Source organism: Pseudomonas sp. LBUM1671 (assembly GCF_059695685.1).
Genome location: NZ_CP166782.1, coordinates 3,271,065 through 3,297,104, shown reverse-complemented (window position 1 = coordinate 3,297,104; position 26,040 = coordinate 3,271,065). Strand labels below are relative to the sequence as shown.

Genomic DNA, 26,040 nt, shown 5'->3' with positions numbered 1-26,040 from the left:
AGTAACCAGCACTGGCACGGTTGCTGCTCCGACCCAAGGACTTCCCAACGTCCCAAGGACAAGCCAATGAGTCAGCAATCCGTCAAATTTGCCTACTGGGTGCCGAACGTCAGCGGCGGGCTGGTGGTCAGCAAGATCGAACAACGCACCCACTGGGGCATCGATTACAACCGCAAGCTGGCGCAACTGGCTGAAGAGGCCGGGTTCGAATATGCCCTGACCCAGATTCGTTTCACCGCCGGTTACGGTGCCGAGTTCCAGCACGAGTCGGTCGCCTTCAGCCATGCGCTGCTGGCCGCAACCACCAAACTGAAGGTGATCGCCGCGATCCTGCCGGGGCCTTGGCAACCGGCATTGGCGGCCAAGCAACTGGCGACCATCGATCAACTGACTAACGGCCGGGTCGCGGTGAATATCGTCAGCGGCTGGTTCAAGGGCGAATTCCAGGCGATTGGCGAACACTGGCTCGAGCACGACGAGCGTTATCGCCGTTCCGAAGAATTCATTCGCTCACTCAAAGGCATCTGGTCTCAGGACAACTTCACCTATCGTGGTGACTTTTATCGCTTCGACAACTACAGCCTCAAGCCCAAGCCACTGGGCCAGCCGGAAATATTCCAGGGCGGCAGTTCCCGCGCAGCCCGGGACATGGCCGCGCGGGTGTCGGACTGGTACTTCACCAACGGCAACACGCCTGAAGGCATCAAGGCTCAGGTCGACGACATCCGCTTCAAGGCGGCAGCCAATCATCACTCGGTGAAAATCGGTGTGAATGCGTTTGTCATCGCCCGCGACACGGAAGAAGAGGCCCGGGCAGTCTTGGCGCAAATCATCGATCAGGCCGATCCGGAAGCAGTGAGTGCCTTTGGTGACGCGGCAAAGCAAGCGGGCAGGGCGTCACCAGAGGGCGAGGGCAACTGGGCGAAATCGACGTTTGAGGATCTGGTGCAATACAACGATGGCTTCAAGACCAACCTGATCGGCACGCCGCAACAGATTGCCGAGCGCATCGTGGCGTTGAAAGCGGTGGGCGTGGACCTGGTGCTGGCGGGGTTCCTGCACTTCCAGGAAGAAGTGGAGTATTTCGGCAAGCGGGTGTTGCCGTTGGTGCGGGAGCTTGAAGCGAAAGCAGCTATCAAGAAGCAGACGGCTGTCGTCTGAACACAATAGATCCCTGTGGGAGCGGGCTTGCCCGCGATAGCGGAGTGACAGACAACATCATCGTTGAATGTCAGTCAGTCATCGCGGGCAAGCCCGCTCCCACAATGGATTTAGGTGAAGTTACAGGCCCAGGTCGGACAGGCTTGGGTGATCGTCAGGGCGACGCCCCAGCGGCCAGTGGAACTTGCGGTCGCTTTCCTTGATCGGCATGTCGTTGATGCAGGCAAACCGGTTGGCCATCAAGCCGTTCTCGTCGAACTCCCAGTTTTCGTTGCCGTAGGAACGGAACCAGTTGCCCGAGTCGTCGTGCCATTCATAGGCATAACGCACTGCAATGCGGTTGTCGGTGAAGGCCCAGAGTTCCTTGATCAGGCGGTAATCCAGTTCCTTGGCCCATTTGCGGGTCAGGAAACCTTTGGCTTCTTCGCGGTTGTAGGCGAACTCGGCGCGGTTTCGCCACTTGGTGTCCAGAGTGTAGGCCAGCGACACGCGTTCCGGATCACGGGAGTTCCAGCCGTCTTCGGCCAGGCGAACTTTTTCGATGGCCGATTCACGGGTGAAGGGCGGCAATGGCGGACGAACTTCTGCGTTAGACATTTAACGTCTCCCTCTCAAATTAAAGTTCAAGCAAGTTGTCGGGCTTGGTTCAAGTGTTACAGGTCCAATAACTTTCGCGCCATGCATTGCGCATTATCGGCGGCACTGTGATCACCCATCACAAGCGCTACGGTAATGGCACCGTCGATCAGGATCAGCAGCTGTTTGGCCAACGTCTCCGGGTCGGTAGCGCCATGTTCGGTGCAGAGCTCGCGCACGTAGTCGAGCAGCTTCTGTTTGTGGTCTTTGGCGACCAGGCGGACCGGGTCTTGCGGGTCGCCGGTTTCGCCGCTGGTGTTAATGAATGCGCAGCCACGGAAGCCTTCGGAGGCGAACCAGGCCTTGAGCACGGCAAACAGGTTAAGGAGGCGGTCGGCCGGGGTTTCAGCCTGATCGACTTCACTTCTGTACCAGTGCATCCAGCGCACGTCGCGGCGTTGCAGGGCGGCGACGGTCAGCTCCTCCTTGTTGGCGAAGTAGCGGTAGATACTTTTTCTGGAGACGCCGGCGGTTTTCACCAGAAGATCCATCCCGGTGGCGGCGATGCCACTTTTATAGATCAACTTTTCGGTGACATCCAGAATGATGTCGCGTGTGTCGTTGCTTGTGATTTCGTTCATGTGGCGAACAGTAGAACGATCGTTCTCCTTGGTCAAGCAAATATTTTTTGGCGATTAGAAAGCCATCGCTAGCAGGCTAGCTCCCACAGGGGAATGCATTTCAAATGTGGGAGCTAGCCTGCTAGCGATGGGGACAGCACAGACGCCAGCAAGACCCAAGCCCATCCATGGTGTAAGCTCTCGGACTCTTCGGAATTGACCCATTGCGAGCCCTATGCCGTCGCTTTTCAAACGCTCTCTGCTGCCTAAACTGCGCAGTTTTCCGCTGACCGCCGATGCCGTCACCATTCTTTCCGGCGCTGCCGAGTTCCGTCGTTGCCTGCTGGAAAAAATCGCCAGCGCCACCCAGCGCATCTACATCGTCGCGTTGTATTTGCAGCAGGACGAGGCCGGCCAGGAAATCCTTGATGCCTTGCACGCCGCCAAACTGGCGCGTCCAGAACTGGACGTGGTCGTGGTGGTGGACTGGCTGCGCGCCCAGCGTGGCTTGATCGGTGCCGGCAAGCAGCCGGGCAACTCCGCCTGGTATCAAGAGGCGACGCGCACCCACGAAAGTGTTGTGCCGGTTTACGGCGTGCCGGTGCAGACCCGCGAGCTGTTTGGCGTGCTGCATTTGAAAGGCTTCGTGATCGACGACTGCGTGATCTACAGCGGCGCGAGCCTGAACAACGTTTACCTGCACAAATTCGACAAGTACCGCTACGACCGTTATCACCTGCTGCGGAACGCCGCATTGGCTGATTCCATGCAGCACTTGATCCAGCACGGTCTGGTCGCCTCCAAAGCGGTGCATCGCCTCGACCTGCCGAACCTGCCGACCACCCGCAGCCTGCGCAACGACATCGGCGATTTGCGCAGCCGCCTCAAGCACGCGGCGTACGACACCACCGCCGGCAGTACCGCGAAAGGCGGTTTGTCGGTGAGTCCGCTGCTCGGTGTGGGCAAGAACAACCCGTTGAGTCGGGTGATCTGTGAACTGATCGCCAGTGCCCAGCATCAGCTGACCATCTGCACACCGTATTTCAACCTGCCGCTGGCGGTGACCCGGGAAATCAACCGGGCCCTGGGCCGTGGCGTGAAGATCGACATCGTGGTCGGTGACAAGACCGCCAACGACTTCTACATCCCGCCAAGCGAGCCGTTCAAGGTGATCGCGGCGCTGCCGTATCTCTACGAGATCAGTCTGCGACGCTTCGCCAAACGCCATCAGCACAGCATCGACAGCGGCAAGCTGAACCTGCATTTGTGGAAGGACGGCGACAACACCTATCACCTCAAAGGCATGTGGATCGACAAGCGCTACACCTTGTTGACCGGCAATAACCTCAATCCACGGGCGTTCCGTCTTGACCTGGAAAACGCGCTGTTGATCGACGACCCGAAAGGCGAACTGCTGGAGCCGCGCAGTAAGGAGCTGGAGGAGATTTTCCAGAACACCACGCGCATCCAGCGTTATCAGGATCTTGAAACGCTGCTGGAATACCCGGCGGCGGTGGCCAAGTTTCTCAAACGTGTCAGCCGGGTGCGGATCGAGCGTTTGCTCTATCGCATTCTGTAAGGCTCAGTGCTGTCGAGGCTGCGGCCACAGCGCCACCAGCAGCAACAGCGCAGCGGCGACCAGATAGGGCAGGCGCGGTTCGATGTCGTAGATCAGCGTCGCCGCCAGCGGCCCGATGACCACGCCGAAGCCCTGCGCGGCACCAATGGAGCCGGCGGTGGCGCCTTGTTCCGAGGCGTCGACCGCGTTGGCCGCCAGTGCCGCGAACGACGGAAAAATCAGGCCCATCCCGCCCGCCGACACAAAAAAACACAGCCATAAACCCCACGCGGCATCCGCCAGGATGCTGCCGGCAAAACCCACGGCCGCCACCAGCGCGCCTGCGCGGATGAGCCGCAGCGGCGGCCATTCGAGCCGGCGCACCACCAGTTGCGAACAGATCAACGCGAAACCGACCATGGTCAAGGCAATGCCAGCGGTTTGCGCGGCATCGGCCGGGCTCATGCCGAGACGGTCGAGGGCGAAGAAACCGACGGTGATCTGCGCAATCGACACACAGAGCATCGCCACGAACGCGACGGCCATCGGGCGGCGTAGCCGTGGATCGTTCAGATGAACCTTGCGCGGCGCTTGCCGCAGGTGCAGTTCCTGACCCTTGAGCTTGTAGTGCAGCACCACGAACGCCAGCAACGGCAGGACCGCCATGGCATAGAACGGCAAGCTCAGGCTGAAGCGCGACAACAAGGCCGCAATCGCCGGTCCGATCACCAGGCCGCAGGCGTTGGCCGCGCCCAAGGCAGCCATGGCTTTGGCTCGGTGTTGCGGCTCGATGTTATCGGCGATCAACGCGTTGCCACCCACCGGAATCGCGGCATAGAACACGCCGATCAGGCCGCGTCCGATCATCAACCCGATAAACCCCAGCAGCGCCGACGGCAGAAACCGCAACGACGCGTCGATGAACAGGCACAAGGCCCAGTAGGCGAGGGTGAAACCGGCCGTGGCGATCAACAGAATCCTTCGTCGGCCATAGCGATCACTGGCCTGACCCCAGGGGCGGGCGAGCAACATCCAGATCACCCCGGACACCGTCACCGCCGCGCCGGCCTGCCAGGTGGCCAGGCCCAACACCCGGGCGATCGGCCCGATCAGGGAGACGAACGCCATCATCGACATGGAACAGGCCATGTTGGCGACCATGAGTGGGCGCAGGTCGAAGGCAGGGGTGGTCATGGGTGAGTCTTCCGTGAGCTTTTGTTATTGGCGGGGGATGTTAGCGCGGGTTATGTGCAAGGCAGGAGGAATATTGGTGAGCGTGATAATGCCTTCGCGGGCAAGCCTCGCTCCTACAGTTGACGCATTCCCCTGTAGGAGCGAGGCTTGCCCGCGAAGGGGCCCGCCAAAACGCTACAAAATCCTCAGTTCAAACCCAGCTTCCCACGCAAAGTGGACAAATCCTCAGCCAACGTATTCACCGGCCCAACCAACGCTTTACGGTCGTTCTCCTTCACCTTGTCATACGTCTCAAACCCACCTTCCTTGGTTTTGTACTTCGCCAAAATCTTGTTCACGCTGGCAAAGTTCTTGTCGACCTTGGCAATAAACGCCGCGTCCTGCTTCTCGATCTGCGGACGGAACAGGTCGACGATTTTCTTCGCGCCGTCGATGTTGCCCTGGAAGTCGTACAGGTCGGTGTGGCTGTAGCGATCTTCTTCACCGGAGATCTTGGTGGCCGCCACTTCTTCCAGCAGCGCAGCAGCACCGCCTACCACTTTCTCAGGTGGAAAGGTCAGGCCGGCGACGCGGGTTTGCAGGTCTTTGACGTCTTTGTTCAAGCCATCGGCCAGTTCATTGAGGCCCTTGGTGCTGTTCTCCGAGAACAGCGAATATTCGATGCGGTGGAAACCGGTGAAGTCTTCGGCTTTCACGCCTTTTTCGTGGTCATCGACGCGCGAGTCGATGGACGCATCGAGGTCACTGAACAGCTCGGCAATCGGCTCGATCGACTCGTAGTAAACCCGGGTCGGCGCGTAGAGTTTCCTGGCGGTGGCCAGATCACCTTTTTTCACGGCATCGGTGAACTGCTGGGTGTGGCTGGCCAACTCATCCAGTTGCTCGGTGACGTAGATTTTGTAATCGGAAATCGGCTGCACCAACTCCAACGGCGCCGTCGCCGCGAAAGCCGAAAGCGGAGTATTGAGCAAGCCAAGGGTCAGCAGTAACGCGAGTGGCGACTTTTTCATGGGACGGTTCCGTGTGGGGGGCGTTCAGGTGTTTGTGTTGGGTGAGGTAGCGTCAAGCAGCGAGCGACCGATGAAGTCCTTGTCGCTCGTCACACCCGGCAGGGTGAAGAAGTAACCGCCGCCGACCGGCTTGAGGTATTCCTCTAACGGCTCGCCGTTGAGTCGGGTCTGCACGGTGATGAAGCCTTTTTCCAGATCGGCCTGGTAGCAGATGAACAGCAAGCCCATGTCCAGCTGCCCGTTTTTGTTCACACCGTTGGAGTAGTTGAACGGCCGGCGCAGGATCAGGTTGGCCTGGGTCGCGGCGGTGCGCGGGTTGGCGAGGCGGATGTGCGCGTCGAGCTTGGTCAGCTTGCCTTCCGGGTCCTTGGCATAGTCCGGGACCTGGGTTTCATGTTCGCCGCCCATGGGCGCGCCGGTGCTTTTGATGCGTCCGAGGATGCTTTCCTGTTCCTGCAAGGGCGTGCGGTCCCAGCGCTCGACGAAGTTGCGGATGATCCGCACCGCCTGGTAGCTGCCATTGGCCGCCCACGACGGTTCGTCGCTGCCCGGTTGCACCCAGACGATGCCGTCCATGGCCTTGACGTCGTTGGAATCCGGGTTCGCCGAGCCGTCGCGAAAACCCAGGAAATTGCGTGCGCTCTGCGCCGGCACACCGGGTTTCGTCGGCGCCTGTGGCGGCACGCTGCCTTCCTGTTTCCAGCGCACCAGCAGCAGGTCCGGCAGGTTTTTCACGATGTCGCGCAGGGCGTGGATGTTGGTGTCGGTGGTGTTGGCGCAGAACTGCAAACTCAGGTCGCCGTGGCAGCAATCGGCTTCCAGTGCATCGTTGGGGAAACCGACCATGCGCATCAGCCGTTTCGGTTTGGCAGCGGCCAGGCCGAAGCGCTCGTCGAACAGCGATTCGCCCACCGACACGGTGATGGTCAGGTTGTCCGACGTGACCACCGGGCCGAGGATTCCTGAATCCACCGGCGGCAGTTTCGGATCGACTTGCGCCACCGGGCCGCCCTGCATCAGGAACGCGATGCGCTCGTTGAGGGTGCGGAACAGCCGCTCCAGGTCCTCGCGATCACTGGCCAACACGTCGAACGAGACCAACATGCCGGACGCCGGACGCGGGGTAACGATGCCGGTCTGGTGCTGGCCGTGGAACGCGTGGCGGTCTTCGGTCTTGTCGCTGCTCGGCGCCTCGGTGACTTGCGCGGGGCTCGCGGCCATTGCCGGGCAACTCAGTGCGGAGCCTGCCAGCGCGACACCGGCGGCGCCCATGCCCATCAATACCCGGCGACGCTGGAGGTTGAAGTGTTCTGAATCGTTCATCGTTTTGAGTCTTCTGCTTAAAGGCCGGAGAGGCCGAGGGCGGGATCGATGGCGTCGAGTGCGTCGGCCAGGGCCTTGGTCTTGTCGGCGATCTGTTTGCGCTGTTCGGCGGTGACCGTGTCATAGGTCGCGTAGCCGTCCTTGACCTTCAGGCCATTAAGTTCGGCATCGAGCGCGGTGATCGCACCGTCGATCTTCGGCAGCAACTCGGCGGCAGACTTGGTCAACAACGGGCGCAACAGGTCGACAACTTTGCGCGCAGCAAAGAGGTTGGCGGCAAAACCGTTCAGGTCGATGTGGCTGTAGCGTTCTTCTTCGCCGCTGCTGGCGCGCACATCGGCGAGGCTGTTGAGATTGCGCACGACAATGCTCACCAGTTGCTCCGGTGGCAGCGACTGGGCGAGCAGTTGCTGCTTAAGCGTGGTGACGTCGTTGCTCAGGCGCTGGGCAACCGGCGTCAAGCCGTCGAGGTTGCGTTGCTGGAACAGCGCGTATTCGATCCGGTGGAAACCGCTGAAGGCCGGGTCCTGCTCGCGTTTCTCGAAGTAATCGGCGCGGGCGTTGATCGCGTTGTCCAGCTCGGCCAGACGCTGGGCAGCCGGCGCGATTCGTTGATAAGCGACGCGAGCGGGCACATATAGCGCTTGTGCCTGGCTCAGGTCGCCGGCGGCAATGGCTTGCTCAAGGGCGGCGACGGCTTTGATCAGTGCGCTGCCCTGGCTGCTCAGGTACACGCGGAATTCCGACAACGGCCCCACGAACGCGACCATCGACGGTTTGGCCTTGGCCGCCGCGTCGGAAGCGGCGGTCGGGGTCACGTGCAAAGTGCCGCGCGGGTTGCTCAGCAGTCCACAGGTGATCGCGTAGTCGCCGGGAAGCAGGTTGGCGTTGATGACCTGACTCAGGCCCGGCGCGATGTTCTCCCGTTCTTCGACCACCAGCACGCCGTCGAGGATTTCCCATTCAACGGCCCGATCCGAGCGATTGACGATACGGAAACTGGCGCGGCCCGCCGGAACGGTCAGCGCATTCGGCTCACAGCTGTGCGAGTGAATGGTCACCAGCACTTCATCATGGTTGGTCTGGCGCTTGGCGGCGGCCATTTTCGAGGCGTAGTAGAACAGGCCACCGGCGGCGATCATCACGATCACCGAACCGGCCACCGCCCAGCGCAAGGCGCGGGGAGGCAAGGCCTGGAGAGGGGCTTGATTTGGCATGGGTGCCCTTACTGGCTGGAAACGGAAGAGGGTTGTTCAGCGAGTGCGGGCGCAGGGAGAAAAAACATCACCAGCGCCACCACCAGGTAAATCAGATAGGCCCCGAGGGTGCTGACCGTCGGCGCGTCCTGGTAACCGAACATGCCGGCCAGCACCGAACCTACCGGGCCGTCCATCGGCAGCGTCGCACTGAAATCGAAGAGCACGGTTTGCAGGTGATTCCACACCCCGGCCTCATGCAGCGCCTGCACCGAGTTGGCGAGAATGCCGGCCGCGACCACCAGGATGAACAGACCGGTCCAGCGGAAGAATGCGCCGAGGTTCAAGCGCATGCTGCCGGTGTAAATGAGGAACCCGACGATGACCGCAAGGATCAGGCCGAGGAGGGCGCCAATCGGCGCTGCCGGGCCTTCGCTCTGCTGGAACACCGCGAGCAGGAAGAACACCGTTTCCAGACCCTCGCGGGCCACAGCAAAAAACACCATGGCGATCAGCGCGGTCACCTGATGTTTGGAGCCGGTCAGCGCGTGATCGAGGGAGACGTGCAGCGAGTGCTTGATCGAACGCGCCACTTTGCGCATCCAGAACACCATCGAGCTGAGAATGCCGACGGCCAACAAGCCGACCACGCCTTCAAACAGTTCCTGTTGTTTCTGCGGGAACTCGGCGCTGACCAATTCCAGACCACCGCCCACCAGCAGGGCCAGCGCAACGGCGAGAAACACGCCGATCCACACGGCGGGCATCCACTGGCCACGGCCGGTCTGCTTGAGATAGCTGGCGATGATGCCAACGATCAACGCGGCTTCAATGCCTTCGCGCAGCATGATCAGAAAAGGGACAAGCATTCAGCACCGACTTGGAATTAGATAGGGTGCTAATTTGTAACATAATGACACTCATTCCCAAATGGCATTCATTGGCATTTACCTGAACCTAACCTGAACAAATCAAAGATCACCCCGTACCTTTGTAGGAGCGAGGCTTGCCCGCGAAGAACGATTACGCGGTTTCAGGGCAAGACCAAGTCGCCTGCTTCGCGGGCAAGCCTCGCTCCTACAGGATTGGGTCGCTGTGCGCTAATATGCCGGCACTCAAACAAGATCAAGGCCCACCTCGCTCAATGTCGGAAAAAGACACCATCGCCATCCAACTGGTGCGTGAAGCCCTGTTGCAAAGCTGCGCCCCCGGAGCCGCCACCGACGAGGTATTGAACAAGGTCGGCATTGATCCGCAGCTGCTGCAAACCAGTGATGCCCGCGTTCCGGCGACGGCGTATGCACGGCTTTGGCGCTTGCTCGCCCGGCGTGGGGATGATGAGTTTTTTGGCATGGACCCGCGCAAGCTCAAGTCCGGCAGCCTTGAGTTTCTCTGTCGCAGCTCGATGATCCAGCCGAGCCTGGCGGCCGGCCTGACCTCAGGCCTGAGTTTTCTGTCGTTGATGCTCGAACGCATGCCCGCGCAGTTGGTTCATCAGCAAAGCCTGGCGGAGATAGTGCTGCTGGAAGACGACCAGGACCCGCGCCGGGCCTTCACCTATTTCACCTACTGGATGATCGTGCATGGTGTCGCCTGTTGGTTGGCCGGGCGACGTATACCGATTCTGGCCATCGAACTGCGCTGCCCGGAGCCGGATTTCTGCGATGACTATCAGGTGATGTTCTCCGAAAACCTGCGATTCGATCGGCCGCGCACGCGGATGATTTTCTCGGCCGATTGCCTGGACCTGCCGATCAAGCGCAGCCCGGAAGAGCTCAAGCGGTTCCTGGCCCATGCGCCGGCGAATATTCTGGTCAAGTACCGCGACCCGGAAAGCCTGGCGAGCCGGATCAAGCATGATCTGAGACAACTGCCCGCCGAACAGTGGCCGGAGACCGAGCCCCTGGCGCAGCAACTGTGCATGTCGGCTTCGACCTTGCGCCGGCGCCTGGCGGAGGAAGGGCAGACCTATCAAGGGCTCAAGGACAGTGTGCGCAAGGAATTGGCGATTGTGTGGCTGGCCGAGCCGCACATCAGCTTCGCCGAAATCGCCACGCGGCTGGGGTTTGCGGATGCGAGTTCGTTCTACAAGGCGTTTCGCAAGTGGTCGGGGTCGAATCCGGGGCATTACCGGAGCTTGATCCTCAACGAAGCACACTGATCCGAGGATTGTGTTGATAGGGCGGGCCTCTTCGCGGGCAAGCCACGCTCCCACAGGGTTTTGTATTGTTCACAATAATTACAAACGACACAAAACACTGTGGGAGCGGGCTTGCCCGCGAAGGCGCCAGTCCAGGCAACACACCCCTTGAACCTTGGCCAAACCAGTCAGACAACTTGATAGCTTTGACCATTGCCCCGATCACCGCGCGGGGCGAGTATTTCTGTGGTTTTTTACGGTTCCCCCAACCTAACAAAAATACAGAGGGATTCTGGCAATGCGCGATTACTTGTCTGCCACGTCACAGTTCAATTATCAGCACACCGTCGACGCCGCTCTTGCCGGTGATTTGACTGCCCTCAACGCCTGCGTCGAGTGTTGCGACCGGCATGCCTTGCCGGGGCGCATTGCGCTGTTCTGGGAAGGCCGCGACGGCGCCAGCGCGACGTACACCTTCAGCGACCTGCAGGACAAGGCCGCGCGTTTTGCCAATTTCCTGCTGGCCCAAGGCGTGAAGAGGGGCGACAAGGTCGCCGGCCTCTTGCCACGCAACATTGAATTATTGATCACCGTCTTCGCGACCTGGCGCATCGGCGCGGTCTATCAGCCGCTGTTCACCGCCTTCGGCCCGAAAGCCATCGAGCACCGTCTCAGTAGCTCCGGCGCCAAAGTGGTGGTCACCGACGCGGTCAACCGCCCCAAACTCGCTGAAGTTGCCGACTGCCCGACCATCGTCACCGTCGGCGGTGCGAAAGGCCAAGGCATTGTCCGTGGCGATTACAGTTTCTGGGCCGAACTGGCCAATTACTCTGCCGAGTGCGAACCGGTGCTGCTGACCGGCGAAGACCCGTTCCTGCTGATGTTCACCTCGGGCACCACCGGCCCGTCGAAAGCCTTGTCGGTGCCGCTCAAGGCCATCGTCGCCTTCGAAAGCTACACCCGCGACGCCGTAGACCTGCGCCCCGAAGACGCGTTCTGGAACGTGGCCGATCCGGGCTGGGCCTACGGCATCTATTTCGGCGTTACCGGGCCGATGGCGATGGGGCATCCGATCACCTTTTACGACGGCCCGTTCACCCTCGAAAGCACTTGCCGGGTCATCAACAAATACGGCATCACCAACCTCACCGGGTCGCCGACCGCGTACCGCTTGCTGATTGCCGGCGGCGATGAATTCGCCAGGTCGATCAAGGGCAAACTGCGCATTGTCAGCAGCGCCGGCGAGCCGCTGAATCCGGAAGTGATCCGCTGGTTCGCCGACAACCTCGGCGTGGTCATTCACGACCATTACGGCCAGACCGAACTGGGCATGGTCCTGTGCAATCACCACGGCCTGGAGCACCCGATCCACATGGGCGCTGCCGGTTTCGCCTCGCCGGGCCACCGCATCGTGGTGCTCGACGACGAATACAAGGAACTCGGCGTCGGTCAGCCCGGCATCCTCGCCATCGACCGCACCCAGTCGCCGATGTGCTGGTTCGCCGGTTACGAAGGCGCGCCAACCAAAGCGTTCGTCGGCAACTATTACCTGAGCGGCGACACCGTCGAGTGGAACCCGGATGGCAGCATCAGCTTCGTCGGCCGCAGCGATGACGTGATTACCACATCCGGTTACCGCGTCGGCCCGTTCGACGTGGAAAGTGCGTTGATCGAACACCCGGCCGTGATCGAAGCCGCCGTCGTCGGCAAGCCCGACCCGGAACGTACCGAGCTGGTGAAGGCCTTCGTCGTGATCTGTGAGCAATACCGCGCGACACCGGAACTGGCCGAAGAACTGCGCCAACACGTGCGCAAGCGTCTGGCGGCGCATTCGTACCCGCGTGAAATCGAATTTGTCAGCGAGTTGCCGAAAACCCCAAGCGGCAAATTGCAGCGCTTTATCTTGCGCAACCAGGAAATCGCAAAGGCTCAAGAGGCCGCCGCGAAGAACGTTTCAGCTTGAATCAAGGAAACAATGATGCAGATCGAAAACAAGGTTTTTCTCGTCACCGGCGGTGCGTCGGGCCTCGGTGCGGCCACCGCGGAAATGCTGGTCGCAGCCGGCGCCAAAGTGATGCTGGTGGACATGAACGCCGAGGCCGTTGCGGCACAGGCTGAACGTCTCGGTGCGCAAAGCGTGGTGGCGGACATCAGCGACGAAGCTGCCGCCGAAGCTGCCGTGCAAGCGACGGTAAAAGCCTTTGGCGGCCTCAACGGTCTGGTCAACTGCGCCGGCATCGTGCGGGGCGAGAAGATCCTCGGCAAGAACGGCCCGCACGCGCTGGCCAGTTTCAGCCAGGTGATCAACGTCAACCTGATCGGCAGCTTCAACATGCTGCGTCTGGCGTCGGCGGCCATCGCTGAAACCGAAGCGGATGCCGACGGCGAGCGCGGCGTGATCATCAACACTGCATCGGCGGCCGCCTACGATGGCCAGATCGGCCAGGCCGCTTATGCAGCGTCCAAAGGCGCCATCGTCAGCCTGACCTTGCCTGCCGCCCGTGAACTGGCGCGCTTCGGCATCCGCGTGATGACCATCGCCCCAGGCATTTTCGAAACCCCGATGATGGCCGGCATGACCCCGGAAGTCCGCGCCTCCCTGGCGGCCGGTGTGCCATTTCCACCGCGCCTGGGCAAACCGGACGAGTATGCCGCGCTGGTCAGGCATATCATTGAAAACAGCATGCTCAATGGCGAGGTGATCCGTCTCGACGGTGCCTTGCGCATGGCCGCCAAATAAGGAGGATTTGTCATGACTACTTCCAACGATCCTATTGTTATCGTCAGCGCCGTCCGCACTCCGATGGGCGGTTTTCAGGGCGAACTGAAAAGCCTGACCGCACCGCAACTCGGTGCCGCTGCGATTCGTGCAGCGGTCGAACGCGCCGGTATCGCCCCTGAATCGGTCGAAGAAGTGCTGTTTGGCTGCGTACTGCCCGCCGGTCTCGGCCAGGCACCGGCGCGCCAGGCCGCGTTGGGCGCGGGGCTGGATAAATCGACCCGCTGCACCACGCTGAACAAGATGTGCGGCTCGGGCATGGAAGCGGCGATTCTGGCCCACGACATGCTCGTCGCCGGCAGCGCCGACGTGGTCGTCGCGGGCGGTATGGAAAGCATGTCCAACGCGCCGTACCTGCTGGACCGTGCCCGCAGCGGTTATCGCATGGGCCATGGCCGCGTGCTCGATTCGATGTTCCTCGACGGCCTCGAAGACGCCTACGACAAGGGGCGCCTGATGGGCACCTTCGCCGAGGATTGCGCCGAAACCAACGGTTTCAGCCGCGAAGCCCAGGACGCGTTTGCCATCGCCTCGACCACCCGCGCACAGCAGGCGATCAAGGATGGCAACTTCAAGGACGAGATCGTGCCGATCACGGTGACCGTCGGCAAAGAACAGGTGCTGATCAGCAACGACGAACAGCCGCCAAAAGCCAAGCTGGACAAGATCACTTCGCTGAAACCGGCGTTCCGCGAGGGCGGCACGGTGACGGCGGCCAACTCCAGTTCGATCTCCGACGGTGCGGCGGCATTGGTGTTGATGCGACGGTCCGAGGCTGAGAAACAAGGCTTGAAACCGCTCGCTGTCATTCACGGCCACGCGGCATTTGCCGATACCCCGGGCCTGTTTCCCGTGGCGCCGGTGGGTGCGATCAAGAAGCTGATGAAGAAAACCGGTTGGTCCGTGGACGACGTCGAGTTGTTCGAAGTTAACGAAGCGTTCGCCGTCGTCAGCCTCGTGACCATGACCAAACTGGAAATCCCCCACGAGAAGATCAACGTTCACGGTGGTGCTTGCGCCTTGGGCCACCCGATTGGTGCGTCTGGCGCGCGAATCCTCGTGACCTTGCTCTCGGCCCTGCGCCAGAAAGGCCTGAAGCGCGGCGTTGCAGCGATCTGCATCGGCGGCGGTGAAGCCACGGCCATGGCCGTGGAATGCCTCTACTAGGCCAACCTCACTCCTGTGGGAGCCAGCCTGCTGGCGATGACGGTGTGTCATAAAAGTCGACATTGACTGATACGACGCCATCGCCAGCAGGCTGGCTCCCACAGAGTTCTGTGTCGTACCCCGGATTTTAAGGATTCACCATGATTCCCAATGACGACCAACAACAGATCCGCGACATGGCCCGGCAATTCGCCGAGGAACGGCTGAAACCGTTCGCTGCCGAGTGGGACCGCGAGCATCGCTTCCCCAAGGAAGCCATCGGCGAGATGGCCGAGCTGGGTTTCTTCGGCATGCTGGTGCCGGAGGAGTGGGGCGGTTGCGACACCGGTTACCTGGCCTACGCCATGGCCCTGGAAGAGATCGCGGCCGGTGACGGCGCCTGCTCGACCATCATGAGCGTGCACAACTCGGTCGGTTGCGTACCGATCCTCAAGTACGGCAACGACGATCAGAAAGAACGCTTCCTCAAGCCGCTGGCCAGCGGTGCGATGCTCGGCGCCTTTGCCCTGACGGAACCGCAAGCCGGCTCCGACGCCAGCGGCCTGAAAACTCGCGCGCGCCTGGAAGGCGATCACTACGTGCTCAACGGCTGCAAGCAGTTCATCACCTCCGGGCAGAACGCCGGGGTGGTGATCGTATTCGCGGTGACCGACCCGAGTGCCGGCAAGCGCGGCATTACGGCGCTGATCGTGCCGACCGATTCGCCGGGCTACAAAGTCGCCCGAGTCGAAGACAAACTCGGCCAGCACGCCTCCGACACCTGTCAGATCCTCTTCGAAGACGTCAAAGTGCCGGTGGCCAATCGTTTGGGTGAGGAGGGCGAGGGTTACCGGATCGCCCTGGCCAACCTCGAAGGCGGCCGTGTCGGCATCGCTTCGCAATCGGTGGGCATGGCCCGCGCCGCGTTTGAAGCGGCTCGCGACTACGCCCGTGAGCGCGAGAGCTTCGGCAAACCGATCATCGAACATCAAGCCGTAGCCTTCCGCCTGGCGGACATGGCGACGCAAATCGCCGTCGCCCGGCAGATGGTGCATTACGCAGCGGCACTGAGGGACAGCGGCAAACCGGCCCTGGTCGAAGCGTCCATGGCCAAACTGTTCGCCTCTGAAATGGCCGAGAAGGTCTGCTCCTCGGCGTTGCAAACCCTCGGCGGTTACGGTTACCTGAACGACTTCCCGCTGGAGCGGATCTACCGCGACGTGCGGGTGTGCCAGATCTACGAAGGCACCAGCGATATTCAGCGCATGGTTATTTCGCGCAATCTTTAAAAGGAGTCCATTTGTGAGCTACGAAACGATTTTGCTGGAAACCCACGGTCGCGTGGGCCTGATTACCCTCAACCGTCCGCAGGCGTTGAACGCGTTGAATGCGCAGATCGTCAGCGAACTGAACCACGCCCTCGATGGCCTGGAAGCCGATTCGAACATTGGCTGTATCGTGCTGACCGGCTCGAAAAAAGCCTTCGCCGCCGGCGCCGATATCAAGGAAATGGCCGAGCTGACCTACCCGCAGATCTATCTGGACGATCTGTTCAGCGACAGCGATCGCGTGGCCAACCGCCGCAAGCCGATCATCGCTGCGGTCAACGGTTTTGCCTTGGGTGGCGGCTGTGAACTGGCGCTGATGTGCGATTTCATCCTCGCCGGCGATAACGCGAAATTCGGCCAGCCCGAAATCAACCTCGGCGTGCTGCCGGGCATGGGCGGCACCCAGCGCCTGACCCGCGCCGTGGGCAAGGCCAAGGCCATGGAAATGTGCCTGAGCGGGCGTTTGATTGATGCAGTGGAAGCCGAGCGTTGCGGGATTGTCGCGCGGATCGTTCCAGCGGATGAACTGCTGGAGGAAGCGCTGAAAGTCGCGACGTTGATCGCCAAGAAGTCATTGCCGATTGCGATGATGGTCAAGGAAAGCGTCAACCGCGCCTTTGAAGTAAGCCTGTCGGAAGGCGTGCGCTTTGAACGTCGGGTGTTCCATGCGGCGTTTGCGACGCAGGATCAGAAGGAAGGGATGGCGGCGTTTATTGCCAAGCGTGAAGCCGAGTTCACCGGTAAGTGATATTGCGGGGGGTGGCCTTGAAATCCACCCCCTCACCCTAACCCTCTCCCCAGAGGGGCGAGGGAACTGACCGATGTGATTGTAGAAAATTGGCGACCTGAAATATCAGGTCGAACTCAAGTTTTGAAAAGCTTGAAGATCTGCTCCCTTTCCCCCACTCCCCTATGGGGAGAGAGCTGGGGTGAGGGGTGGATTTCAAGACCACCCCCCAATTCCAGCCATCACACTAAGTAATGCTTCAACTCCCGAGCTATCACCATCCGCTGTATCTCGCTCGACCCCTCATAAATCTGCGTGATCCGCGCATCCCGGTAATAACGCTCCACCGGGTAATCCTCCAGATACCCATACCCGCCATGAATCTGCATCGCCGACGAGCAGACCTTCTCGGCCATCTCCGAAGCAAACAGTTTGGCCTGCGAAGCCTCGGACAGGCACGGCTTGCCGGCACTGCGCAGCCGCGCCGCGTGCAGGATCAGCAAACGTGCGGCATTCAGCCGGGTGTGCATGTCGGCCAGCATATTGGCGATGCTCTGGTGCTCGATGATCGGCTTGTCGAACTGCACCCGATCCCGCGAGTAAGCCAGCGCCGCTTCGAACGCCGCCCGAGCAATGCCTAACGCCTGCGCAGCAATGCCGATGCGGCCGCCTTCGAGGTTGGACAGGGCAATCGCCAGCCCTTTACCGCGATCACCCAACAGGTTGGCTTCGGGAATCGTGCAGTTGCTCAGCGTCACCGCGCAGGTGTCGGAGGCGCGAATGCCCATCTTGTGTTCGGTGCGGTCGACGATAAAACCGGCGGTGTCGGTCGGCACCAGGAACGCCGAGATGCCGCGCTTGCCCAGGTCCGGATCGGTCACGGCAAACACAATCGCCAGTTTCGCCCGTTTGCCGTTGCTGACAAATTGCTTGGCGCCGTTGATTACCCATTGGCCGTCGCGCAGTTCGGCGCGGGTGCGCAGGTTGTGGGCTTCGGAACCGGCTTGCGGCTCGGTCAGGCAGAAGCAGCCGATCGCCTGGCCGCTGGCTAGGTCCGGCAGCCAGGTCTGTTTCTGTTCTTCGGTGCCGTAATTGAGCACCGGGCCGCAGCCCACGGAATTATGGATGCTCATCAGCGCGCCAGTGGCGCCGTCACCGGCCGAAATCTCTTCCACCGCCAGGGCGTAGGCGACGTAGTCGACATAGGTGCCGCCCCATTCTTCCGGCACCACCATGCCTAGCAGACCCAACTCGCCCATCTTCGCCACCAGGCCGTCATCGATCCAGCCGGCCTTTTCCCAGGCTTGCGCGTGGGGCGCGATTTCGCCGCGGGCAAAGTCCCGGGCCATGTCGCGGATCATGACTTGTTCTTCGCTCAATTCGATATCGTGCATGGCTCAGCTCCCGCTCTGGTCAAAACCGCTGAAGAAACTCGCGACGTGCCCGGCGTCCAGCGCCTGCAAGGTCGGCGGGTTCCAGCGTGGTTGCTTGTCTTTATCGATCAGCAAGGCGCGCACGCCTTCGATCAGGTCGCCGCGCTCGAACCACTGACGGTCCAGGTGCAGCTCAAGGGCGAAGCAGTCTTCCAGGCTCAAGTGCCGACCGCGACGCAGCATCTCCAGAGTCACGCCCATCGCCAGCGGCGAACGGCTTTCCAGCAGATCCGCCGTGGTCGTCGCCCATTCATGGCTGTCGGCGACCGTCACTTCGCGCAGTTGCTCAACAATACTCGGCACGTCGGGCAGGGCGAAGAAGTGATCGATGGCCGGGCGCAACGCTTCCAATGGCGCATCGGGCAGTTGTTGCACCGCGAGTTTCGCCAGCAAGCCTTGCAGGTCCTTGAGCGGCGTATCGCTCCATTCGAGCTGATCGAGTTGCTCGTCGAGGGTGCTGAGTTTTTCGCTTTCCAGGTACCAGTCGGCCAGACCGCAATAAAGCGCATCGGCCGCGCGGATCTGCACACCGCTGACGCCGAGATAAATTCCCAGCTCACCGGGAATCCGTGGCAAGAAGTGACTGCCGCCGACGTCCGGGAAATAACCGATGGCCACTTCCGGCATCGCCAGGCGGCTTTTCTCGGTAACCACCCGCAAGTCAGCGCCTTGCACCAGACCCATGCCGCCGCCGAGGACAAAACCGTCCATCAGGGCCAGCACCGGTTTGCAGTAGTGATGAATGGCGAGGTCGAGGGCGTATTCCTCGACGAAGAAATCTTCATGCAACGTGCCGCCGCTTTTGAAACTGTCATACAGCGAGCGAATATCGCCGCCGGCACAGAACGCTTTGTCGCCGGCACCGCGCAAGACCACCGCGTGTACGTTGGAATCCAACGCCCAGGCATCGAGCTGGCGCTGCAGGTGGCGGACCATGTCGAGGGTAATGGCGTTGAGACCGGCGGGGCGATTGAGGGTCAGGTGACCGACGTGGTTGCGAACCTCGGCCAGCACTTCGTTTTGCGTGGCATCCATGGACGAAGTCCGCGGAGAAGAAACCTGAGCAGTCATCACTAACTCCCTGCTTTTATTGTTCTTTATAGAGAAGCTCGCGCGCGAGCGATGCTGGATCGTAACAGTGCAAATTTGTGATGTACAACCGGGATATGTGCAGGTGCTTCCTGCATATTTGCATGGCTCTAAATGGGGGAGGCGTGTCGTCAGGAACTTTGGCTCAGGACTTCACCAATGCTGTGATGTTTCGCATGCAAGTCACTGATATGGATCAGTTGTTCAAGGTCTTCCGGGGTGACGTCGAAGAACGCTTCCGTTCAGCCAGGGCGAGAATTAAACAGCGTTGTTTAATAGACATCTTCAGAAACTCACTCAGGCTACACATCCTTGCGCCGTTGCCTACGACTGCGCCAGAATTCGCCGGCTTGTGCGCCTTGGGCCTGGGTTTTATCGTTTGCCCGTCGCTGAAGAACAGCGATGGGGGTTTGGTAGCCCCGGGTTTCATGTGAGGTGCTAAGCATCACCATTTGGGGCGTTTTTTCGTCTCTGTTTTATGGTGGTCATGTACAGGGCGTCTTCGGGCGCGCCGGTCTCCTCACATCCCGGTCTACCAACCTGTGCATGGCCGCCACCCATTCGTTTGGTAGCGAAAGGGTGAAGGCTCCTATATATGATGAGAGGAGTTTCACCAATGTTCAAACCAACACCCAACCCACCCGAAACGGACGACGTTTCCCCCTACGAATCCACCGATTCCAAAAAACTCAACGAGGCTGCCGAGCGAGCCCTCGACTTCCATTTCCCATCGAACGCCGACATCAAAGCCACCCCGCGAACACGCAGCACCCTGTTTTCCGTAGACCCAGAGGCCACGACTGAAACCCTGGCGGTGTATCTGGTCGAGACGCTGGCCTCGGTTGATGTGATGGTGCACCAGTTGGTGGATCATCTGGAGGGGGAGTCGCGTTACGCGCTTTTGGGTATTTCTAACAGCATCATGATGGCGGAGATTACGGCGAATCGGGTGTTGGATAACGTCGGCCCGCAGGGCTAGCTTCAGTTCTGAAGAGAGCACTTACCTGAGGTGGTCCACTTACCTGTGGCGAGGGAGCTTGCTCCCGCTCGGCTGCGCAGCAGTCGTAAACCGGATGACGCGGTGTGTCCGAAAGTTTCGCGGTTGCAGTTTTGGGGCTGCTTCGCAGCCCAGCGGGAGCAAGCTCCCTCGCCACAGGGTTTTCAGCGCTTGGCATCATCAGAGCCCGCCGGGAAGTCTAGTTGCAGATTATCGGCAGGCAAGGTGACGTGTTGATCGCTGTTCGATCCCTGCGACGCTATGCGCGACGTAACAACACCTCACCAATACTGCGACGTTTAGCGTGCAACTCACTGATATGAATAAGTTGTTCAAGGTCTTCCGGCGTGACATCGAAGAACGCTTCCATCTCCGCTAACGCCAGTTTCAAGTCCTGCGCGGTGATCGCCTGACTGTCGATCGGCGGATGATCGGCCGGCACCACGGCCACCGGTTCTGCGGCACGTTTGGGGTAGCGAATGCGCGTCAGGTTGTTATAGGCCAGGGCGCTCAGCAGCATGGTCAATGCGGCGAGCATCACCGCGCCGAGAGCTTTCCAGTCCAGCGCGATGGTCGCCGGGTCGGCCAGCACCAACAGCAGCGCCAACGCCCCGGCCGGCGGATGCAGGCAACGCAACCAGCACATCAGAATCAGCGCCATGCCGGCCGCCAGGCAAGCACTGCCGAGGGTTCGCCCCAGTACGTGAGCGACAAGTAGCGCCACAACGCCGGCGCTCAAGTAGCCGCCGAGAATCGACCACGGCTGCGCGAGGGCACCGGAGGACACCGCGAACAGCAGCACCGCCGAGGCACCCAGCGGCCCGATCAGATGCTGGGCCACTTCCATGCCGAACACTTGAGCGCACAGCCAGACGCTGAACAGCGTTCCAAAGGACATGCCAATGGCGGCGCGGCCCCATTCGGAAGGACGGGTGTTGACGGCGGCAGGTAACCAGCGAGCGAGCATGAGGCAAACGATCCATTGGCAAAAAACGAGGAAAAAAAAAGGCTTATCTGGGAAACCCAGAAAGCCCTTGAAAGAGTTCCAACTATTGGGGGAGGAACGGGACACAGTGTGCCGTTCAATGCCGATGCTGACAAATTCATATTAATGCAGTTTGAGTGCATTATTTTTGCTGTAACGCGACTCGGCGGCCACTCATGAAACACAGAAACCCGCCCATGGCTGTTAACGCGCTCAATGCGTAAAACATCGTCGGCGCCGGTGTGTGCATCAGCAGGAATCCGCAAATCACCGGGCTCAGCGCACCGCCGAGGGCCGCGAGGTTCTGGGCGCCGTAGTAACTGCCGCGCAGTTCTTCCGGGGCCAGGGTGTCGACGAAGAGGAATTCGGCGGGGTAAATGATCATTTCGCCGAGGGTGAAGATGAACATCGCCACGCACCAGCTCACCAGACTGTCGGCCAGGCTGAAGCCGATCAGCCCGACGATGAACAGGCTGGTGCCGCCCGCGATCCAGTAACGCAGTTGTTCGCGCTTGAGGAAACGACCGATCTGGTATTGCAGCAGGATCACGCTGATGGCGTTGCAGGCGAGCAGGGCGGCCATGGTTTCCAGCGCACGCTTGGAATCGTGAGTCACCAGCAGGTATTGCGACAGGTACAAGGTGAAGCGGCCGTGGACCACGGTGCTGAGCAGGCAGCCGAAGGTGAACATGATCAGGGTGCGGTCGTTTTTCAACGTGATCAGGGTTTTGAGGAAGCTTTGCGGTTGTCCGATGGCGGGTGTCGGCGCGGAGTCCTTTGGAATTCCGATCATCAGGAAAATACTGAAGAAGGCGATGCCGCCGGCAATCAGGAACGGCGCAATCGGGTACACGCCGGCAATCACCACGCCGAGCATCGGGCCGGTGGCGTAGCCGATGTTGGTCAGGGTGTAGCGCAGCGAAAAGGCCTTGGCGCGTTGGCCCATGGGCAGGTTTTCGCTGAGGATCGCCTTCGAACCGATCAGGAACAGCGCCGAGGCGGTTTCGGTGATCACCAGGGTGGCGGTGGTCAGGTAGAGGTTTTCGGCAAAGGTCAGCAACACGAAGCCGATGGCACTGGAGAGCATGGCGAGGATCAGCAGCCGGCGCTTTTCGAGGCGGTCGATGATGTAACCGCCGTAGAGCGCGAGCAGGGTGGCGATAAACACCGCGATACCCAACAGCAAACCGACGTCTTGTTGGTTGAGGCCGAGTTTGTTGCTCAGGAACAAGGTGAGCAGCGGGCTGGTGATGGCGCGGCTGACGACGATGGTCAGCGAAACGATCATCAACCGGCGGATTACGAGCGAGTAAGTGGCCACGGTGGTGCGGATGTCCTTATTTTGGTGTTTGGCTTGGGATCCACCCCTCACCCTAACCCTCTCCCCAGAGGGGCGAGGGGACTGATCGATGTGTTTTTCGAGTTACATCGACCTGAAACTCCGAGTCGAATTCAGGTTTGAAGAGCATGAAGATCAGCTCCCTTTCCCCTCTCCCCTGTGGGGAGAGGGCTGGGGTGAGGGGTGGTTTTAACGACCACACAAACCCCCAAGCCATGCACCCAGTGCCTCGACAGATTCCAGCTCTTCAACCCGCCACAATTGCTCAAGCAGTTCTGCCGCTTGCTCCCGCGGCATCACCCGCGACGCCAGACTGAAAAACTTCTCCTCCAATGCCTCATCACTCAACGAATTCCCCGGCGCACCCAAGGGCGGGTCGACACACAGGCTCGCCTGCCGACCGTCCACGGTCCGCACGCTGACGACGGGCTCGCCATCCTCGGACAGTTGCGGGTCCACTTCAAGACGAATGCGCGACATCCAGTGAGCAATCCGCGGATCGCCCCGTTGCGCTTCGTCATACGCCTCCAGCCGGCAATGCCCATGCACCAGCCGGGCGGCGAGGGCATACGGCAGGCTCATCTGCGCCGCCGCCAGGGTACGGACCTCCTGGCCACCGCACATGTCCTGAAGAAACCCGCACACCGAAACGTCGATGTCTTCAATCTGATCGGCGCGGACCTGCAGTTGATCCAGCAACAACCCCAATGCATCGATTGCCGAATGCGTCCCCCGGCACGCGGCGTACGGCTTGATCGAACAGCGCGCGAGCTTCCACACGACGCCCAGATCCGCATCGAGTGCGCTCGGGTCTGAAGCCACGCCGGCCAGGGTTCTGAGAAAACCGCCCCAGGCATCCTCGAACAACTTCTTCGGTCCGCTGATGCCTTGTTGAGCAAACCGCGCCGCCAGCAATCCACCTTCGGCCGCGCGACCGCTGTGCAGCTTTTTACTCTGCGAGCCGTCGTGGATGAAGGCCCACAAACCGCCGCTGAAACTTCCAGCGATGCCCAGTGCCGACACGGTTTGCGCGACGTCCAGGCCGAGAATCCGTGCACTCGCCGCTGCGGCGCCGAACACCCCGCAAGTCGCCGTCGAATGCCAGCCAGCGCCGTTGTGCGCCGAGTAACCGCCGCAGGCTTCGAGCACGCGTCGGCTGACTTCGTAGCCAATTACCACCGCAGTAATCAACTCGCGACCGTTGACCGGTTTTGTCTGCATCGACACCGCGGCCATGATCGCCGGCAGCACCACCGCGCCGGAGTGGTCGCAGCCGCCGGTGTCGTCCAGTTCCAGGGCATGGGCGGCGATGCCGTTGAGGATCGCGGCCTGAGCGGCGCCGACCCGCAGGTCCGTGCCCCAGACGAGGGTGTCGCCGGCTTCACCTGCAAATACCTGACGCGCCTGTTTTGCCACCTCGCTATCCGCCCCGGCCAATGTCACGCCGAAGGTGTCGAGGATGTGCCGTTTGGCTTGGGCCACCAGGGCGGGTGGCAAGTCTTCAAAACGGGTGTCGACGCAAAACTGCGCCAGTCGCTGCATGCGTTCAGTCATACGAGGTAATCCCGATAATGCCGTTCATACACTGATGCCGGGTGATCCTCGGTCACGGGTACGGCGGAATCCGCCCACCATTGCGCGACCTCGCCAGCCGTGGCGATCCACACATCATCGTGCTGCTGGATGCCCTGGAGCAGTTCTCGCAACACGCCAATCCGCCCCGGCGTGGCGATGATTTCCGGGTGCAGGCGCAGCACGTAACACAGGCCAAACCGATGAAACCCGGCGAAGTCCATTTGCAGGTTGCCCAGGGTGTGGCTGTAAGAGGCGATTCGCGATTGCGCTGGCGGCACCGCCGGGCTGAGGTTGAAGGCGAAGTAGGGCTCGTCTTCCAGTTCGTAGTGCAGCGGCAGCTCGATGACATCGGGTGCCGTGGGGTGAGCGAACGGCAAATCATCGCCACGCCAGGACGAAGACCAGCGAATGCCTTGGTCCCTCAACGCCTCGATGAAGCCCGGTGCGCCATTACCGGCCGGAATGCGGAACCCGGTTGGCCGCAGGCCGGTCAATGCCGTCAGTGCGTCGCATCCTCTGGCGATCTCGGCGTTTTGTTCAGCGAGATCGAGCAGGTCGTAGTTCTGATGGCGATAGCCGGCGCAGGCGATTTCATGCCCGCCGGCCTGGATCGCCTGGATGTGTTCCGGGTTTTCCTCGGCGACGATGCCGGAAATGCACCAACTGCTTTTTACGCCGAGTTCGGCGAACAAACCGAGCAAACGGTCGACGCCGCGTTGGCTGCCATAACGCCAAACCGACAGCGTCTTGTCGCGCCCGGCGACTTCCGGCGCTTGGGTCAGGATGCCGTGGACGTCGTTGTAATCGACGGTCAGGACCACGGCGCAGCGGTAGCCTTTGGGCCAGACGTTCGAATCAGCCATGGTGATGCTCCTTGAGCCACCACTGGGCGACATCGCGGCAGGTGGCGAACCACACGTCATCGCGCTGACGCATGTGTTCGAAGAGTTTTTCCAGCAACAGGATGCGCCCGGGTTTGCCGGTGATTTTGGGGTGGAACAGGGTGGTCAGGCACAGCCCTTCGTTCATCGCACCGTCGTATTCACGGCGCCAGTTGTCGAGGGTCAGTTCGTAGCTGGCAGTGCGGTCCAGCCCGGAAGGGAAGTCCGGCGCGCGGGTGTAAGCGAGGGAGGCGTAGTCGTCCATTTCCCAGCGGCCGGGGATTTCCACCAGCGGCGTTTCATGGCCCGGCACTTTCACCAGGTACGGGCGGTCATCGCCGCGCATGCTGCTGGAGTAGGTCACGCCGGATTCCACCAGCATGGCCGGGGTCTCAGCTCGCCAGTCACCGGACGGGGTGCGGAAACCTTCGGCGCGGATGTTCAGGTGCTTCCAGAACACCTCGCGGGATTTCTTCATGACGTCCTTTTGCTGTTCCAGCGTCAGGGCGTAAAAGGATTCGTGTTTGTAGCCGTGGTACGCCACCTCATGCCCGCGCTCGACAATCGCCTGGCACTGCTTTGGCCAGTTTTCCACGACCCAGGCCGGGACGAAAAACGTCGTCGGGATCCGGTAGTCGTCGAGCAGATCGAGGATGCGTGGCAAAGCCCGATAGGGGCCGTAACCGCCGAAACCGAAATACTCAGGCTTGCGCCAGATCGAGCCGTTGAGCATCGCATCGCCGGTCGGGCCGTCGAGGTCGAAGGCCAGGGCGAGGCAGGCTTTGTGCTGGTCGGGCCAGGTGGGTTGGGGTGAGGAGGACATCGTGTGGCGCTCCGGAATTTATAGTTGAAACACCCGTAGCAGCTGTCGAGCCTGCGAGGCTGCGTTCGGCTGCGAAGCAGTCGTAAAATCAGGCGCCCGGGTGTGCCTGACACACCGTGAACGCAGGATTTGCGAGGACTTCGTCCTCGAACGCAGCCTC

Annotated in this window: 23 protein-coding genes and 1 pseudogene; 9 read left to right on the top strand and 15 right to left on the bottom strand. The window is 60.9% G+C overall.

Annotated elements, in window-relative coordinates:
* Window positions 1–66 precede the first annotated feature (66 nt).
* Window positions 67–1,161, top strand: coding sequence for a dimethylsulfone monooxygenase SfnG (gene sfnG, locus ACA060_RS15055; protein ID WP_497311619.1), 1,095 nt, complete (start codon window positions 67–69; stop codon window positions 1,159–1,161).
* A 120-nt stretch (window positions 1,162–1,281) separates the two neighbouring features.
* Here the strand turns inward: sfnG and ACA060_RS15050 are convergent, their stop codons facing one another.
* A complete protein-coding gene (locus ACA060_RS15050; RefSeq protein WP_497311618.1) occupies window positions 1,282–1,758 on the bottom strand; it encodes a nuclear transport factor 2 family protein in 477 nt (158 codons plus the stop codon).
* A gap of 56 nt (window positions 1,759–1,814) precedes the next feature.
* Window positions 1,815–2,378 carry a TetR/AcrR family transcriptional regulator gene (locus ACA060_RS15045; protein WP_497311617.1) on the bottom strand — a complete coding sequence of 188 codons (564 nt, stop codon included), beginning with the start codon at window positions 2,376–2,378 and terminating at the stop codon, window positions 1,815–1,817.
* 214 nt (window positions 2,379–2,592) lie between these two features.
* Here ACA060_RS15045 and pssA point away from each other — a divergent pair, with 214 nt between their 5' ends.
* On the top strand, window positions 2,593–3,936 hold the full coding sequence (pssA, locus tag ACA060_RS15040; RefSeq protein WP_497311616.1) for a CDP-diacylglycerol--serine O-phosphatidyltransferase: 1,344 nt from the start codon (window positions 2,593–2,595) through the stop codon (window positions 3,934–3,936).
* 3 nt (window positions 3,937–3,939) lie between these two features.
* On the opposite strand, the gene ACA060_RS15035 is transcribed toward pssA, so the two are convergent.
* The 5 genes from ACA060_RS15035 to efeU form a co-directional block, all read right to left on the bottom strand.
* Window positions 3,940–5,109 carry an MFS transporter gene (locus ACA060_RS15035; RefSeq protein WP_497311615.1) on the bottom strand — a complete coding sequence of 390 codons (1,170 nt, stop codon included), beginning with the start codon at window positions 5,107–5,109 and terminating at the stop codon, window positions 3,940–3,942.
* Window positions 5,110–5,294: 185 nt separating this feature from the next.
* Complete coding sequence (gene efeO / locus ACA060_RS15030) at window positions 5,295–6,119, bottom strand: iron uptake system protein EfeO (RefSeq protein WP_497311614.1); 825 nt, start codon at window positions 6,117–6,119, stop codon at window positions 5,295–5,297.
* A 24-nt stretch (window positions 6,120–6,143) separates the two neighbouring features.
* Window positions 6,144–7,442, bottom strand: coding sequence for an iron uptake transporter deferrochelatase/peroxidase subunit (efeB, locus tag ACA060_RS15025; protein ID WP_497311613.1), 1,299 nt, complete (start codon window positions 7,440–7,442; stop codon window positions 6,144–6,146).
* Between the two features lie 17 nt (window positions 7,443–7,459).
* The gene (gene efeO, locus ACA060_RS15020) at window positions 7,460–8,659 is read right to left on the bottom strand and encodes an iron uptake system protein EfeO (protein ID WP_497311612.1); all 1,200 of its coding nucleotides are present in this window, start codon (window positions 8,657–8,659) and stop codon (window positions 7,460–7,462) included.
* A gap of 8 nt (window positions 8,660–8,667) precedes the next feature.
* Window positions 8,668–9,507, bottom strand: coding sequence for an iron uptake transporter permease EfeU (efeU, locus tag ACA060_RS15015; protein ID WP_497311611.1), 840 nt, complete (start codon window positions 9,505–9,507; stop codon window positions 8,668–8,670).
* Between the two features lie 275 nt (window positions 9,508–9,782).
* Between efeU and ACA060_RS15010 the strand changes: the two genes are divergently transcribed.
* The 6 genes from ACA060_RS15010 (at window position 9,783) to ACA060_RS14985 (ending at window position 16,779) form a co-directional block, all read left to right on the top strand.
* On the top strand, window positions 9,783–10,799 hold the full coding sequence (locus ACA060_RS15010; RefSeq protein ID WP_497311610.1) for an AraC family transcriptional regulator: 1,017 nt from the start codon (window positions 9,783–9,785) through the stop codon (window positions 10,797–10,799).
* 277 nt (window positions 10,800–11,076) lie between these two features.
* On the top strand, window positions 11,077–12,741 hold the full coding sequence (locus ACA060_RS15005) for an AMP-binding protein (protein WP_497311609.1): 1,665 nt from the start codon (window positions 11,077–11,079) through the stop codon (window positions 12,739–12,741).
* Between the two features lie 15 nt (window positions 12,742–12,756).
* Window positions 12,757–13,518 (top strand): SDR family NAD(P)-dependent oxidoreductase, encoded by a 762-nt coding sequence (locus tag ACA060_RS15000; RefSeq protein WP_109631732.1) that lies wholly within the window; start codon window positions 12,757–12,759, stop codon window positions 13,516–13,518.
* A 12-nt stretch (window positions 13,519–13,530) separates the two neighbouring features.
* Complete coding sequence (locus ACA060_RS14995; RefSeq protein ID WP_497311608.1) at window positions 13,531–14,724, top strand: acetyl-CoA C-acyltransferase; 1,194 nt, start codon at window positions 13,531–13,533, stop codon at window positions 14,722–14,724.
* Between the two features lie 140 nt (window positions 14,725–14,864).
* On the top strand, window positions 14,865–15,992 hold the full coding sequence (locus ACA060_RS14990; RefSeq protein WP_403103659.1) for an acyl-CoA dehydrogenase: 1,128 nt from the start codon (window positions 14,865–14,867) through the stop codon (window positions 15,990–15,992).
* Between the two features lie 13 nt (window positions 15,993–16,005).
* Complete coding sequence (locus ACA060_RS14985; RefSeq protein ID WP_109631725.1) at window positions 16,006–16,779, top strand: enoyl-CoA hydratase; 774 nt, start codon at window positions 16,006–16,008, stop codon at window positions 16,777–16,779.
* Between the two features lie 221 nt (window positions 16,780–17,000).
* Here the strand turns inward: ACA060_RS14985 and ACA060_RS14980 are convergent, their stop codons facing one another.
* From ACA060_RS14980 to ACA060_RS14970, 3 genes and pseudogenes are all read right to left on the bottom strand, one after another.
* Complete coding sequence (locus ACA060_RS14980; RefSeq protein WP_497311607.1) at window positions 17,001–18,152, bottom strand: acyl-CoA dehydrogenase family protein; 1,152 nt, start codon at window positions 18,150–18,152, stop codon at window positions 17,001–17,003.
* 3 nt (window positions 18,153–18,155) lie between these two features.
* Window positions 18,156–19,262: an enoyl-CoA hydratase/isomerase family protein gene (locus ACA060_RS14975; protein ID WP_497311606.1), complete on the bottom strand. Its 1,107-nt coding sequence runs from the start codon at window positions 19,260–19,262 to the stop codon at window positions 18,156–18,158.
* A 149-nt stretch (window positions 19,263–19,411) separates the two neighbouring features.
* Window positions 19,412–19,519: pseudogene (locus ACA060_RS14970) on the bottom strand (HPP family protein); the annotation flags it as partial.
* Window positions 19,520–19,896: 377 nt separating this feature from the next.
* Between ACA060_RS14970 and ACA060_RS14965 the strand changes: the two are divergent.
* Window positions 19,897–20,259, top strand: coding sequence for a DUF6124 family protein (locus tag ACA060_RS14965; RefSeq protein WP_497293559.1), 363 nt, complete (start codon window positions 19,897–19,899; stop codon window positions 20,257–20,259).
* Window positions 20,260–20,536: 277 nt separating this feature from the next.
* Here the strand turns inward: ACA060_RS14965 and ACA060_RS14960 are convergent, their stop codons facing one another.
* The 5 genes from ACA060_RS14960 to ACA060_RS14940 all read right to left on the bottom strand — a co-directional run bounded on the left by ACA060_RS14960 (window position 20,537) and on the right by ACA060_RS14940 (window position 25,880).
* The gene (locus tag ACA060_RS14960; RefSeq protein WP_497311605.1) at window positions 20,537–21,244 is read right to left on the bottom strand and encodes an HPP family protein; all 708 of its coding nucleotides are present in this window, start codon (window positions 21,242–21,244) and stop codon (window positions 20,537–20,539) included.
* Between the two features lie 160 nt (window positions 21,245–21,404).
* On the bottom strand, window positions 21,405–22,583 hold the full coding sequence (locus tag ACA060_RS14955; protein WP_497311604.1) for an MFS transporter: 1,179 nt from the start codon (window positions 22,581–22,583) through the stop codon (window positions 21,405–21,407).
* Between the two features lie 207 nt (window positions 22,584–22,790).
* A complete protein-coding gene (locus tag ACA060_RS14950) occupies window positions 22,791–24,155 on the bottom strand; it encodes an MmgE/PrpD family protein (RefSeq protein ID WP_497311603.1) in 1,365 nt (454 codons plus the stop codon).
* Window positions 24,152–25,039, bottom strand: coding sequence for a polysaccharide deacetylase family protein (locus ACA060_RS14945; protein ID WP_497311602.1), 888 nt, complete (start codon window positions 25,037–25,039; stop codon window positions 24,152–24,154). The genes ACA060_RS14950 and ACA060_RS14945 overlap by 4 nt, the downstream gene beginning before the upstream one ends.
* Window positions 25,032–25,880 carry a polysaccharide deacetylase family protein gene (locus ACA060_RS14940; protein ID WP_497311601.1) on the bottom strand — a complete coding sequence of 283 codons (849 nt, stop codon included), beginning with the start codon at window positions 25,878–25,880 and terminating at the stop codon, window positions 25,032–25,034. The genes ACA060_RS14945 and ACA060_RS14940 overlap by 8 nt, the downstream gene beginning before the upstream one ends.
* Window positions 25,881–26,040 lie beyond the last annotated feature (160 nt).

Bases quoted from the DNA above. Each gene is read 5' to 3' on its own strand.
- ACA060_RS14960 (WP_497311605.1), bottom strand. From the start codon at position 21,244: ATGCTCGCTCGCTGGTTACCTGCCGCCGTCAACACCCGTCCTTCCGAA.
- ACA060_RS14990 (WP_403103659.1), top strand. From the start codon at position 14,865: ATGATTCCCAATGACGACCAACAACAGATCCGCGACATGGCCCGGCAA.
- ACA060_RS15005 (WP_497311609.1), top strand. From the start codon at position 11,077: ATGCGCGATTACTTGTCTGCCACGTCACAGTTCAATTATCAGCACACC.
- ACA060_RS15000 (WP_109631732.1), top strand. From the start codon at position 12,757: ATGCAGATCGAAAACAAGGTTTTTCTCGTCACCGGCGGTGCGTCGGGC.
- efeB (WP_497311613.1), bottom strand. From the start codon at position 7,442: ATGAACGATTCAGAACACTTCAACCTCCAGCGTCGCCGGGTATTGATG.
- ACA060_RS15050 (WP_497311618.1), bottom strand. From the start codon at position 1,758: ATGTCTAACGCAGAAGTTCGTCCGCCATTGCCGCCCTTCACCCGTGAA.
- ACA060_RS15010 (WP_497311610.1), top strand. From the start codon at position 9,783: ATGTCGGAAAAAGACACCATCGCCATCCAACTGGTGCGTGAAGCCCTG.
- ACA060_RS15045 (WP_497311617.1), bottom strand. From the start codon at position 2,378: ATGAACGAAATCACAAGCAACGACACACGCGACATCATTCTGGATGTC.
- ACA060_RS14965 (WP_497293559.1), top strand. From the start codon at position 19,897: ATGTTCAAACCAACACCCAACCCACCCGAAACGGACGACGTTTCCCCC.
- efeO (WP_497311614.1), bottom strand. From the start codon at position 6,119: ATGAAAAAGTCGCCACTCGCGTTACTGCTGACCCTTGGCTTGCTCAAT.
- ACA060_RS15035 (WP_497311615.1), bottom strand. From the start codon at position 5,109: ATGACCACCCCTGCCTTCGACCTGCGCCCACTCATGGTCGCCAACATG.
- ACA060_RS14950 (WP_497311603.1), bottom strand. From the start codon at position 24,155: ATGACTGAACGCATGCAGCGACTGGCGCAGTTTTGCGTCGACACCCGT.
- ACA060_RS14975 (WP_497311606.1), bottom strand. From the start codon at position 19,262: ATGACTGCTCAGGTTTCTTCTCCGCGGACTTCGTCCATGGATGCCACG.
- efeO (WP_497311612.1), bottom strand. From the start codon at position 8,659: ATGCCAAATCAAGCCCCTCTCCAGGCCTTGCCTCCCCGCGCCTTGCGC.
- pssA (WP_497311616.1), top strand. From the start codon at position 2,593: ATGCCGTCGCTTTTCAAACGCTCTCTGCTGCCTAAACTGCGCAGTTTT.
- efeU (WP_497311611.1), bottom strand. From the start codon at position 9,507: ATGCTTGTCCCTTTTCTGATCATGCTGCGCGAAGGCATTGAAGCCGCG.
- ACA060_RS14980 (WP_497311607.1), bottom strand. From the start codon at position 18,152: ATGCACGATATCGAATTGAGCGAAGAACAAGTCATGATCCGCGACATG.
- ACA060_RS14995 (WP_497311608.1), top strand. From the start codon at position 13,531: ATGACTACTTCCAACGATCCTATTGTTATCGTCAGCGCCGTCCGCACT.
- ACA060_RS14940 (WP_497311601.1), bottom strand. From the start codon at position 25,880: ATGTCCTCCTCACCCCAACCCACCTGGCCCGACCAGCACAAAGCCTGC.
- sfnG (WP_497311619.1), top strand. From the start codon at position 67: ATGAGTCAGCAATCCGTCAAATTTGCCTACTGGGTGCCGAACGTCAGC.
- ACA060_RS14945 (WP_497311602.1), bottom strand. From the start codon at position 25,039: ATGGCTGATTCGAACGTCTGGCCCAAAGGCTACCGCTGCGCCGTGGTC.